The sequence below is a fragment of the Leptospira venezuelensis genome (assembly GCF_002150035.1).
GTDB lineage: Bacteria > Spirochaetota > Leptospiria > Leptospirales > Leptospiraceae > Leptospira_B > Leptospira_B venezuelensis.
Genome location: NZ_NETS01000011.1, coordinates 87,710 through 100,208 on the forward strand (window position 1 = coordinate 87,710; position 12,499 = coordinate 100,208).

12 protein-coding genes are annotated in these 12,499 nt (G+C 39.0%); 2 read left to right on the forward strand and 10 right to left on the reverse strand.

Annotated features, from left to right (window positions below; genetic code table 11):
- The first annotated feature begins 24 nt into the window (after positions 1–24).
- Positions 25–639: an LON peptidase substrate-binding domain-containing protein gene (locus tag B1C82_RS16635; protein ID WP_086448724.1), complete on the forward strand. Its 615-nt coding sequence runs from the start codon at positions 25–27 to the stop codon at positions 637–639.
- A 138-nt stretch (positions 640–777) separates the two neighbouring features.
- On the opposite strand, the gene B1C82_RS16640 is transcribed toward B1C82_RS16635, so the two are convergent.
- The 3 genes from B1C82_RS16640 to B1C82_RS16650 are packed head-to-tail and all read right to left on the reverse strand — an operon-like array spanning position 778 to position 3,850.
- Entirely contained in the window at positions 778–2,031 is a 1,254-nt protein-coding gene (locus tag B1C82_RS16640) for a C40 family peptidase (protein WP_086448725.1), read from the reverse strand.
- Positions 2,028–3,320, reverse strand: coding sequence for a peptide MFS transporter (locus B1C82_RS16645; protein ID WP_086448726.1), 1,293 nt, complete (start codon positions 3,318–3,320; stop codon positions 2,028–2,030). Before B1C82_RS16645 ends, B1C82_RS16640 begins: the two co-directional genes overlap by 4 nt.
- Positions 3,293–3,850: a cob(I)yrinic acid a,c-diamide adenosyltransferase gene (locus B1C82_RS16650; RefSeq protein WP_086448727.1), complete on the reverse strand. Its 558-nt coding sequence runs from the start codon at positions 3,848–3,850 to the stop codon at positions 3,293–3,295. The genes B1C82_RS16645 and B1C82_RS16650 overlap by 28 nt, the downstream gene beginning before the upstream one ends.
- A gap of 310 nt (positions 3,851–4,160) precedes the next feature.
- On the opposite strand from B1C82_RS16650, the gene B1C82_RS16655 reads away from it, so the two are divergent.
- Positions 4,161–5,012, forward strand: a complete 852-nt coding sequence (locus B1C82_RS16655) for a flagellin N-terminal helical domain-containing protein (RefSeq protein WP_086448728.1) — start codon at positions 4,161–4,163, stop codon at positions 5,010–5,012.
- A gap of 76 nt (positions 5,013–5,088) precedes the next feature.
- On the opposite strand, the gene B1C82_RS16660 is transcribed toward B1C82_RS16655, so the two are convergent.
- From B1C82_RS16660 to B1C82_RS16690, 7 genes are all read right to left on the reverse strand, one after another.
- On the reverse strand, positions 5,089–5,397 hold the full coding sequence (locus B1C82_RS16660) for an LIC_10421 family protein (protein WP_086448729.1): 309 nt from the start codon (positions 5,395–5,397) through the stop codon (positions 5,089–5,091).
- 117 nt (positions 5,398–5,514) lie between these two features.
- Positions 5,515–5,778, reverse strand: coding sequence for a BufA2 family periplasmic bufferin-type metallophore (gene bufA2, locus B1C82_RS16665; protein WP_086448730.1), 264 nt, complete (start codon positions 5,776–5,778; stop codon positions 5,515–5,517).
- A gap of 19 nt (positions 5,779–5,797) precedes the next feature.
- Positions 5,798–9,085 (reverse strand): efflux RND transporter permease subunit, encoded by a 3,288-nt coding sequence (locus B1C82_RS16670; protein WP_086448731.1) that lies wholly within the window; start codon positions 9,083–9,085, stop codon positions 5,798–5,800.
- 11 nt (positions 9,086–9,096) lie between these two features.
- Positions 9,097–10,182 (reverse strand): heavy metal-binding domain-containing protein, encoded by a 1,086-nt coding sequence (locus B1C82_RS16675; RefSeq protein WP_086448732.1) that lies wholly within the window; start codon positions 10,180–10,182, stop codon positions 9,097–9,099.
- Positions 10,169–10,618 carry an LIC13259/LIC11441 family protein gene (locus tag B1C82_RS16680; RefSeq protein WP_086448733.1) on the reverse strand — a complete coding sequence of 150 codons (450 nt, stop codon included), beginning with the start codon at positions 10,616–10,618 and terminating at the stop codon, positions 10,169–10,171. The genes B1C82_RS16675 and B1C82_RS16680 overlap by 14 nt, the downstream gene beginning before the upstream one ends.
- Before the next feature lie 10 nt (positions 10,619–10,628).
- Positions 10,629–11,999 (reverse strand): TolC family protein, encoded by a 1,371-nt coding sequence (locus B1C82_RS16685; RefSeq protein ID WP_086448734.1) that lies wholly within the window; start codon positions 11,997–11,999, stop codon positions 10,629–10,631.
- A gap of 35 nt (positions 12,000–12,034) precedes the next feature.
- The gene (locus tag B1C82_RS16690) at positions 12,035–12,454 is read right to left on the reverse strand and encodes a hypothetical protein (RefSeq protein WP_086448735.1); all 420 of its coding nucleotides are present in this window, start codon (positions 12,452–12,454) and stop codon (positions 12,035–12,037) included.
- Positions 12,455–12,499 lie beyond the last annotated feature (45 nt).

Consider the following 12,499-nt stretch of genomic DNA (forward strand, 5'->3'; position numbering starts at 1 on the left):
TCAACAGGTTAGGATAAATCCTAGGTGTCAAGAACTACAATTCCGATCTTTCCTCTTCCTGAAGTCATCTTATTTCCAGGCACATTTCTTCCTCTTCATATTTTCGAGCCTAGATATAGAATGATGCTAGATTATTGTTCCGAGTCCGGCGAAGAAATGGCAATCGCTCCTATCAAAATGGAGCCAGGCAATTTAAAAAATCCTCAACCTGAGATCGAAACTATTTTCGGTTGGGGAACAATTGTTCGTAAAGATCCTCTTCCCGACGGAAGATCGAATATACTTTTAGAAGGCAAAGGTATCGCAAAATTGGAATCTTACGATACAATGGAACCTTTCCGTATCGGCATTGTGGAAAAATTAGAACCTGATTCCAACTATATAGAAGATAAAATATTCGTAGAGATCTTCGATCGGATCTTATATCTCACCAAACGAATTTTGCTTTCAGAAGGTGCAAAAGAAGAATTGATCTTAAGAATGAATGACCTTTGGTCTCATCCTTTCCCAGTAGATTTTATTTCTTCTATCTTAAATTTTAATTTTAAGAAGAAGCAGGAGATTCTTGCGAGCACAGATCAGGTCGCCAAGGCACAATTGCTCGTTGGCATTGTAGAAGAAATGAATTTGGGGGAATGAGAGGGAGCAGAGACTCGGAGTAAGTAACTCACGCAGAGACGCAAAGTCGCGGAGTTATGTGATTTGATAAACTAAAAACCCTCTGTGTCTCAGCGCCTCTGCGTGCCCAAAAAGCTGCGCCTCTTAACACTCTGCGGCTCAATTCACTACTTTTTTAAATACTCGCCTGGACATTACAAAACGATCTATCCACCATTTCATTCGGATCTTATCTATAACCACTCCGCGTGTAGAAGAAGCATGTGCAAAATCCTCTCCATTTAGGACCATTCCTACATGAGTAACCTTAGATTGGTTGGGAGAAGCCGAGAAGAAGATCAAATCTCCAGATCTCATTTCACTATGAGAAACTCCAGTGCCCATTTTAGTTTGAGCGCTGGAGGCACGAGACACCATTTTTTCCGGAACACCGATACGACCGTCTGTTAAAACTCTAAAAGTAAATCCAGAACAGTCAGTTCCTGTCTTGGCAGCATTTGCCCATTTATAAGGAGTTCCTACCCATTCTTTCGCAACCTTTTGTAATATAGGTGCTGATAAGGTTTCCCAACTTTCTTTAGCAGGTTTGTCTGGTTCGGTTGGTTCTCCGGGTTCAGGCAAATTCGGAACTAAAGGCGGATCAGGCAGGGGCTCGATGCGAGGTCTATCTCCAATAACGATCCCACCTACTTCTTCCAAAGAAGTTTCCACTGCTCGCGCGGAAGCATATTTTTGAGCGGATGCTACCTTCTCCCCTTCATGCAATTTTTTTAAATTGGATAGAAGGATATAAGATGCTCCATCCATCTTGGAGTCGAGCACCGCTTTAAAAGTAGTTTCTGTTTTCGCAAAAGAGATACTTCTTCCTTTAGCAGGAAACTGAGTTAGAATTTTAGAAGCCAATCTATTCTCCGGAAAATCCACTAGCTTCCCTGCAATGAGTGCCCTTCCACCTGCGAGTACAGAAAAACCATCCCATTTTTTTTCCATGGCGGCTTCTACAAAACGATTTCGAACTTCTTCTCTGATGCCTGCCTTTTTGGTTTCTTTAAAGTATAAACCTATATAACTGAAATCTTCTTTCGAAATTTCTCTTTTGGAAACAACTGGAATTGCGTCTTCTGCTTCTTCGAACGTAAGACCTTCTTTGACCGCGAAGTCCAGATTTACTATAAGCTCGGCTGTTTTTTCAGGGCTCACTCCTTCTAAGATTGCCCAAGGAATCGCATTTTTAGTGATCTTTAACACTTCTTTGCTTCCTGCTCTTTGTCCTAATTTTTGAAAAACAGAGTTTTTGATGAGAAGTGTTTGGGATTTATCCCAATCAGATTTGAGCAAGTCCTCGAAAGGATCTGCAAATATGGAAGAAGAGAATAAAAGAAGAAGGCCAACAACTAAGATACGATCTCTCATTTTACACCATGCATCCAAGATTCTAATTTTTTACGAAATGAAAATAAGCCGATCGCTGTGATCGTTGGCAAAAAGAAGAAGATCAGGAAAAATCCTGATAAGGATTCCCTTCCTCCCATAAATCTAGTCAATTCTCCAGCCAGAACATGAGCGAAGAAGTTTGCCAAAAACCAAAATCCCATCATCATTGAGGCAACTTTTATTGGAGCTAATTTTGTAACTAAAGACAGACCAACAGGAGATAAAAATAATTCCCCAATCGTTAAAAGTAAAATAGAAAGAAAGATCCAAATAGAGGAAAACTTTTCACTCGATCCAAAAGTTACTAAGGAAAGAAGAAGATATCCTATTCCTAAAATAATCAGTCCTAAGCAGAACTTAGTCACTGTAGAAATATGTTTGCCTGACTCTTCAAATTTTTTCCACATCCACGAAACAACCAAAGCCAAACTTACTACAAAAAGTGGATTTAAAGATTGGTAATTTGCAGCAGGGACTTCCCATCCTAAAATATTTCTGTCCACATACCTATCGATGATCAAACTTAAAGAGGAGCCTATTTGTTCGTAGGAAGCCCAGAATGTGATCGTAACTGCAGAGAAAACCATGATCGCAAATATTCTTTCTCTATTTTGTTTGGGATCTTCTCCATCCGAAACTAACGACCCTTGATTTCCATTTGCTAAGAAAGCGTCCGGATTCACTCTTCTTCCTAAAAATCCGAAGATGATCAGACCGATTAACATTCCAACAGCTGCGATCCCAAATCCGTAATGCCAACCTTTATATTCCGCAAGATTTGCACATGCCCATGTACCTAAAATTGCACCCAAGTTGATTCCAAAATAGAATATAGTAAAACCTGAATCTTTTAGTTCAGGTTTACCTTCTAATTCGTAAATTCTTCCTACAACTGTGGAGATACAAGGTTTGAAAAAACCATTCCCCGCGATTAAAAGTCCAAGCCCTAAATAAAAAGTCCAAAGACCATTGAATGCCAAAGAAAGATGACCGAACATCATAAGCACCCCACCTAAGAAGATGGAACGTTTGTATCCTAACACTCTATCAGCAAGTAAACCTCCTAAAATGGGGGTCAGATACACGAATCCATTATAAAATCCGTATATTCTACCCGCTTGGGCATCTTGCATTAAAAGTTCTTTGGTCAAAAACAGAACAAGAAGCGCTCTCATTCCGTAAAACGAAAATCTCTCCCACATTTCCACGAAGAAGAGAACGTATAAACCTCTAGGATGGGTTATTTGCCTTTGGCTCTGGATTTCCATTCTGGTTCCGGGATTTTAGATTCAAAATTTGCGTATCTTGCGGCTACAAACAAATGATCAGAAAGTCTGTTTAGGAATCTAAGGTTTTCTGGGAAGACTTCATGACCTTCTTCTTTATATCCAACTAGATCTCTTTCTAATCTTCTGGCTAGGGTTCTAGCAACATGCAAAAAGGAAGAAGCAGATGATCCGCCTGGAAGTATAAAATTTTTTAAAGGAAGAAGTGAATCTTGCCAAAGATCTATTTCCTTTTCCAATTCGGAAATATCGTCTTCTAGGATACAAGAAGAATCATCCTTCTTCTTATAACCTGCAAGCTCTGATCCCAATTCAAAAAGTAAATTTTGGATCCTTTCTAAGGGATCCTTTAATTTAGAATTTTCTGTAAGAAAAGAAATTGCGACCCCGATTGCGGAATTCAATTCGTCTGCGGTTCCGTATAATTCTACTCTCGGATCCGATTTGGAGACCCTTGTCCCGGAAGCCAAGGATGTGGTTCCGGAGTCTCCCTTTTTGGTATAAATTTTCATGATTAGGCCTGAATTTAGGGGACAGAATCCTAAAAACTTCTGAAAATTCCCGCAAGAAAAGCAGTTTTAACGGAAAAAAAGTTGCGAAATAGGTAAAGTGAATGGTAGAATGAGAGTAGATTTTTCCTCTTTTGGATTATCGTCGATTGCGACTTTAGTCTTTAGGAAAAAATCTAAAAAATCTCCCCAGATATATATAAGGGAGTGAAATTCGCAGTGGATATCCGGGTTGCCCGGGAGGTTGTCACCTCCTAAAAGCCCGGCCTCATGGTTCGGACGGATCCGAACTCTAGCTACAGGGAGGTTGTTGATGATTATCAATCACAACATCAGTGCTCTTCGTGCAAATAATGTATTGAAGACAGTCAATAACGAGCTGGACAAAACCACAGAAAAATTATCAACCGGGATGAGGATCAATCGTGCCGGTGATGATGCATTGGGATTTGCAGTTTCCGAAAGGATGCGCACCCAAATTCGCGGTCTTGCCCAAGCTGAAAGAAACGTAATGGATGGAGTTTCCTTTATTCAAGTTACCGAAGGAAACTTGGAACAAGTGAATAATATTCTCCAAAGATTGAGAGAATTATCCATCCAAACTTCCAACGGGATTTACTCGGATGACGATCGTAAACTTGTACAATTGGAAGTAGACCAGCTTATCGAAGAAGTAGACCGTCTGGGTAAATCAGCCGAGTTTAATAAAATTCGTCCATTAAGCGGAGCCTACTCTAAGGATTCCAAAAATCCAATCCAATTGCATGTGGGACCGAATCAAAACGAGAAGCTGGAAATTTTCGTGGACGCCATGAATGCAGGCGCTCTTCAATTGGAAACGAATGGGAAGAAACAAACTCTGTCTACTCCTGCTTCTTCTAATGCGATGATCGGTATTCTGGATAACGCGATCCAAAAGGTAAATAAACAAAGATCCGATTTAGGAGCTTATTATAACCGTTTGGAAATTACAGCAGAGGGTTTGCAGTCAAACTATATCAATATGGTTTCTGCAGAAAGCCGAGTAAGGGACGCGGATATGGCAGAACATATCGTGGACTATACCAAAAATCAGATTTTAACTAAAAGTGGTGTCGCAATGCTTGCTCAAGCAAACATGAGACCGGAACAAGTGGTAAAACTTCTGAGTGAAAGATTCGGATAAGAAAAACAGATTTTCTGAAAATTCGAAGAGACCCGTCCGAGAGGACGGGTTTTTTATTATAAGAGTGTAATGTGATTTAGAATTTGTCTGCTTGTGCCTTGTAAGCTGCCGCTTCTTTGTCGCAATGATCAGCAAGTTTTTCATATTTTTTCTTTTCTGCTGCGTCTGCGGTAGCTTTTCCTCCATGAGATTGGCCTGCTAAAGATTTATATTTATCAGCCAAATCCTTATGGTCTTTTGCCTTTTTCGTAAAGTATTCCTTTGCGATCTTTTTTAGATCCGGGGTGGTTGCTTCCGCGATAAGCAGATTGTCAAGCTCGGTAAACGCCGAGAGATTTCCTGCTAAGATCAGGGAAAATAGAATGGTTGCTATGGTCTTTTTCATACGAACTCCTAATATGTGCCCGCTAAGATTACGGGCACCATGCTTCATAGTCAATATTAAATTGATAGAATTTATATTAACATTAAGTGAAATGCGAATTGATTTTTATCGTTAAAATTAGGACTTTTTGAATATTCCCTTTTTTGTATCGCATTCTTTTTTCGTTAAGGAGATCCATCCCTTCCCTTTGCATGAGTTTTGTCCTGAGCAGGAACTTCCTTGTGAATGGCAGTCACTTTTCCCCTTGCAGGAATTGACACCGTGACATTCTCCTTTTACATTATCTGAGCCTGCTTCTTGTTTTTCGGAAAAAACCTCTCCAGATAGAAATAACCCGGAAATTGCAGCTCCTATGATCAGTCTTTTGGTAGTGTTATTCATTTATTTGTTCCCTATTAATTTAAATGGATTTCGTTTTTCTTTTCTTAATTTGAGGAAGGATTGGTAGTATTTCTCCTAGTTTTCCTTCTTTCCAAAGCATGTAAATAGGAGGATATACTAAAAGTTCCAGAATAAAACTGGTCACAAGTCCTCCTACCATGGGTGCTGCGATCCTCTTCATTACGTCTGAACCTGTGCTTTCTGACCACATGATAGGCAAAAGCCCCATCATTGCAGCGAGAACAGTCATGATCTTAGGACGGATCCTGTGCACAGCACCGTGGATGATCGCTTCTATCAGATCTTCCTTGTTTCGGAGTCTTCCTTTTCTCTTTGCGTCCTCGTAGGAAAGATCCAGATACAAGAGCATGAATACTCCAGTTTCAGCATCCAATCCCATGAGTGCGATCATTCCGACCCAGACTGCAACTGAGATCTGATAATCTAAGATATAAAGAAGTCCAATTGCTCCAATCAGAGAAAAAGGCACTGCAAGGAGCACAATCGTAGTCTTGATATAAGATTTAGTATTGAAGTACAATAACAAAAATATAATGAAGATTGTCAAAGGAAGAATATACATCATTCTTTCCCGGACACGTATCATATTCTCATATTGACCACTCCAAACAATGGAATAACCTGGAGGAAGAAGAATGGATTCTGAAACTTTTTTCTTTGCATTGTCCACAAAACCTCCTATATCCGATGTAGAAGGATCAACATACACATAACCAGCCAAAAATCCGTTTTCGTCCCGGATCATAGAAGGGCCAGTTTTTGCACCTATACTTGCAATTTCTGAAATCGGGACATGTCCGAATTCTTTTGTTGGAACTAAGATTGTTTTGATTTTCTCCAAGGAATCCCGTAACTCTCGAGGATAGCGCACATTAACGGAGAAACGTTCCCTACCTTCTATGGTTTGGGTAATTGGTTCTCCCCCTATAGCTGCTACAATGATCTGTTGTGCGGTCTCTACTGAAATATTATATCTTGCTAATTTTTCTCTTCTTAAATTCAAATCTAGGAAATATCCGCCTGCTGTTCTTTCTGCGAATACACTTCTAATATTTTTATCTGTTTTAAGTAGTGCTTCGATTTTGATCCCTATCGATTCGATTTCTTCCAAAGAAGATCCCAGGATCTTGATTCCGATCGGAGTTCTCATACCTGTGCTAAGCATATCAATTCGTGTTTTGATCGGCATGGTCCATGCATTTGTGGCTCCAGGAAATTGCATCTCCTTGTTCATCTTCTCCACTAACTCGTCTTTTGTAAGTCTTTCAGACACAAAAGGAAGAAATGGATATTGGAAGATCCTCGGCCAATTTGAAAAGAATCGATCCGCTTTTCTCCATTGGTCTTGGGGTTTAAGAAGTATCACAGTTTCCATCATGGAGAATGGTGCTGGATCTGTTGCTGTATCTGAACGTCCTGCTTTTCCAAAAACTCGTTTCACTTCCGGAAAACTTTTCAGTTTTTTATCCATAGCGATCATTAGTTTTTCTGCCTCTGCCACTGAGATCCCGGGCAAAGTAGTCGGCATATACAGAAAGGATTCCTCATAGAGTTGAGGCATAAATTCAGAACCTAAACTGAAATAAACTGGGATTGTTAGGATCACCAAGGTGAATGCGGAAGCTATAATCGTCTTTGGTCTGTGAAGAACATAACGACAAGCAGGTTCATAAAATCTGAATAATATCTTACTGACTGGATGTTTTTCTTCCGGATAATATTTTCCGACAAGCATCGTAGTTGCGATTTTGGAAAAAAATACATTCTTAAATTGAAATGGCTCCATTCGAGTGAATAACATTCTAACGGCAGGATCCAATGTGATCGCTAAGAATGCAGCTACTGCCATAGCTATATTTTTAGAATATGCTAGTGGACGGAATAACCTTCCCTCTTGGTCCACAAGTGTGAATATTGGAAAGAAGGCTACAGCAATCACGAGTAAAGAGAAAAATACGGAAGGCCCCACCTCGAGAAGTGCTTCTAATCGAACTGAATGGTAGTCTCCGATCCTTCCTCCTGATTCCCACTCTTCCAATTTTTTGTAAGCATTTTCTACTTCAACAATTGCTCCATCCACTAGCACTCCAATGGAGATAGCCATTCCTGCTAAGGACATGATATTGGCATTGATATCCAATAGATTCATTGGGATGAATGCGATGATCACTGAAATTGGGATTGTAAGTATCGGAATAATGGCAGAAGGAAAATGCCATAAGAAAATAAGAATCACGATAGAAACTATGATCATTTCTTCTATCAATTTGAATTTCAAATTGCTAATCGCATGCTCTATCAGTTCGGATCTATCATACGTAGTGATTAGTTCTGCACCTTTTGGAAGATTCTTTTTTATTTCTTCTAATTTGGATTTCACTCTTTCTATTACGGAAAGTGCATTTTCTCCATGTCGCATTACAATTGTGCCAGCGACAACATCCCCTTCTCCATCTAGGTCAGCAATCCCTCTCCTGATATCTGGTCCGAATTGGACCGAGGCCACATTTTTCAGAAGCACAGGAGTTCCGTTCGCATCCGTAGAGAGTGGAATATTTTCTATATCGGTTAAGGAAGAAAGATAACCTCTCCCTCTCACCATATATTCGGCCCCAGAAATCTCGAGAAGTCGCCCTCCGGTTTCCTGGTTACTTTCTCTGACCTTTTGGATAACAGTTTCAAAATCCACATTATAGGATCTTAATGCATTCGGATGGATTGTAATTTGGTATTGTTTTTTAAATCCTCCTATTCCTGCGACTTCTGAAACACCTGGGACAGAATTTAATAGATAACGTAAGTGAAAATCTTGGTAGGTTCTTAGGTCTACTAGGGAATTATTTCCAGTTTGATCGATTAATGCGTATTGGTATACCCAACCAACTGCACTTGCATCTGGTCCTAATTCGGTTTTCACTCCAGCAGGAAGTAAAGGTTGTATCCTAGAAAGATATTCCAAAACTCTGGATCTTGCCCAGTAGATGTCTGTTCCATCTTGAAAGATTACATATACATAAGAAAAACCGAAATCAGAAAATCCTCGGACCACCTTTATTTTAGGAGCACCTAAAAGAGAAGTGATGATTGGATAAGTGACTTGGTCCTCCATGATATCAGGGCTTCTATCCCAACGAGAATATACAATTACCTGGGTGTCTGAAAGATCAGGGATCGCATCTAATGGAATAGTTTTCATGGACACATAAGATGCGACTAGTATAGCCAAAGTAACTAGAAGAACTAAAAATTTATTTTCTGCGGAAAAACGAATAATGGATTGGATCATACTTCGTTTCCTTAATGTGTATGAGAGTCTGAACCGAATCTGATCTTGGCTTCCGAATCGATCAGAAAAGTGGACTCAGTTACAACTCTTTGTTCTTCTTTCAAACCAGATAAAATTTCCACCCAAGGCTCTATATTCTTTCCGATCTGGACGGACACTGCTTGGAATCTGTCCGGAGCAGTTTGCATGTAAGCTATCTTTTGTTTTCCGGTATCCAAAATTGCGGAACTAGGAACGGATAGAATTTTGGGAAGAGAGACTTCTATTATAGCATCTCCGAACATTTGGGGTTTTAAGAGTTGGCCTGGATCTGAAACCTCACTTCTCAGCCTGAGCGTGCGATTATTCTTATCCAAGATCACATCTATACTTTTGATCTTACCTACAAATTCTTTCTCAGGATAAACATCCGTTTTGAATTTAATAGGAAGTCCGACTTTAGCTGTAGTAAAATCGGACTCATAGATCTGAGAATAGATATGCGCCCTCCCCGATTTTCCTCCTAAGATTAACTCAGATGGATCTCTCCCTCCGGATGTCCAAACTTTAATTTGATCTGGACTCAAACCCAATTGTCTAAGTCTTAGTTGCAGATTTCGAATGATTTCTGGAGAAAGGAATTCAGAAGAACGAACTGCTTCTTTGTATTCACTCAGTGCAGAATATAACTCAGGATCATATGCGACACTAGAGTATGCATTAATCCTTTTGACTAAGTTTCTTCTGCTCACTAATTCAGTTTTAATTCCAATGGACTGTTGTTTTTCGAAAGAAAGGATTAGTTCCTTAGAATTTTTTTCAGATGTTTCAGAAAGATGGGAAGAGTGATCTTCACTTGATGTAGACCCGGTTACTTCTAAAGAATTGTTTACGTTCGTATGATCCTTATGATCAGAAGTGTCTTCTTTTTTGACCAAATCCATATTGCAGATGGGACAATTTCCCGGACGATCCGAAGTATAATGAGGATGCATCGGGCAATAGTAGATGTCTTTTTTAGAAGAACAGTCTAATACCAAAGCCAAAACTAGCAAGAAGAGTAAAAGTTTTCCGGTCCATTTTACAAAATGTGAAGAGTAAAGATCATTTGGCTTCATGAATGATCTCCCCGCAATTTTTCATCTTAGAATCGTATGGGTTTTTGATTTCCTTGCCAGAAGCTAACCATTTTTTCTTAAGCATTGGGCAATAAAAAACGGAAACTCCGGATCTATCATGGTGTCCAACGATCGATTCCAATTCTATGGATAATCGTTCGAATAATTCTCTCTTTTTAGAAAGGTCCGAAGTTTTACCTAACTCTTCAGCAATGGGAACTGCTTTGATAAATTTTTCAGTGTCCTTCTTATGATCCGCCTTTTCCTTGAGAAGTTGAACTAGTTTTTGAACATCTATATTTCCTGGAGTTTCAGAATAAATGGAAGAGTGGATTTTTGCAATTTCTCTTAAAACGAATGTTTCTTTTCCTTCATGGGAGAATAGATTCACTGTAGTTAAGGCTAGAATTGGAAATAGATAATATAATTTCTTCATTGGCGTATCCTCAGTTATGTTTATCATGTTCTGGAGTTTTATTGTTTTTATAAATAAAACTCAGTAGCTTTAATGTATTCAGAATGGATTCGTTTTTACGTTCTTTCAGATCTTCTAAGCGTATTTTAGTATTTAGAATTTCAGTCTGTGCAAGAAGTGTATCCTGTATATTTACTTTCCCGGAAGCATATTGGAAAGAACCGGCTCTAGCTGCTTTTTCTAATTCAGGGATCAGTCTTTTTTCAACCAAACGGATCTGGTTGGACACACCTTTGATAAACGACAAATTTCTATTTAATTCGGAGAGCATTTGCACTCTTGTTTTTTCAACAGAATCCTTTCCTACTTCTGCTAGGTGTTCCGTTTCTCCAGTGATTGAATTCCATTTGAAAGCGGACCAAACTGGAACTCTCATATTCACTCCGAAACTGAAAAGATCGCCTCTATATTCGGTCGTGTCCATAAGTCCGTAATTCAAAGGCCCTTGGTCCAGAGCGAAAGTTTGGGATCTACGTTTCATATAGGAGAAAAAGACTTCCGTCTGAGGTGCGAGACTATATTTAGTAAGTTTTGCCTGCTCCTTTAAACGTTTTTCTTCCTCTGCTTGGATCTTATATTCTGGAGAATCTTCAATCAATTGGGTTTGTGCTGAAATCAAAGCTTCCAGTTCATCGTTTTTACTTTCCAAAAAAGAATCCAAATCAATAGAATATAGATCTGAGAAAGTTATTTTATCCGAAATCTGATAATATTCGAGCTGGGATTTCAGATCTTTTAGTTGAGTACTATATTCAGTTTCCTTTTCTATTGCTTCCGTTTTTGCTACTGTTGCCTTTAATACTCCGGATAATGTATTTTCTCCATAAGAATATGAATTTTCGCTAATGGACTTTTGAGCGCCAAGAAGAGTTAATATTCTTTCGTTTATTGCTTTTTTCTTTTCGCTAGATTTGTATTTGTTCAAGCGACTGAAAAAATCTCCCAAGATACGATTCACACCTGCGATATAGGCAAAGTTTGACTCAGTCTCCATTAGTTTGGAGATCCTTTTTTCGGTACTCAATTTTCCAGGAAAAGGAAATTCTTGGGACACGGATAATTCTATTCCTGTCATTGTAGGTGTATCCAACGCTCTGTCAGAAGTGGAATAACCCCCTCGAGTAGGATAATTTCTAAAAGCCACTCCTATTTTAGGATCAGGTAATATACCCGTTGCCTCGGAATGAGATTTATGAGCCTGGGAAAGTCCAGCCAATGATTTAAACTCTGGATGTTCCTTTACTAAAACATCCAATATCTCTTGCTGCCCTTTCTTTTCCGCATACGCTGCGGATGAAATTAAAATATATATAGGTATTAAGACAATAAGTCTCGCGTTCATATTTCCTCCTAAAGATCAAAAAGAGAAAATATGGATTAAATCAAGAAAACTTGGAGAGTGCTTAAGCTAAGAGAATGAGATGAGGGGATTGGAATATAAGAATCGTCCAAAATGACGTTCTCTAATACAATTTGCGGAGAGTTAAGCTCTGAAACAAACAGGAAAATTAAGAATTTATGTAATCCTAATTTCTCCCAATCTAAAAGTTTAGAAAGATCTAAAGAAGCAACGCTATTTTCTTTAGGACAACATTCATTTGAAGAAGATTCTTTTTTTTGCTCAGATTTTTCAGATTTATGACAGGGAGGAATATTGGAAGTTTCTTTCTGTTTTTCGAGATAGGAAATACGAACAGGGCAATTTCCGGTAAGGCTATAAATGGACACACAAGCAATTTGGAGAAGAAACCCGATTGCTAATACAGAACCGATTGCCTTTTTAGATCCTAAGCGCATGACCTTTCTTAATCTGACTCTTCAATTTCTATAAAAGTCAAGAAA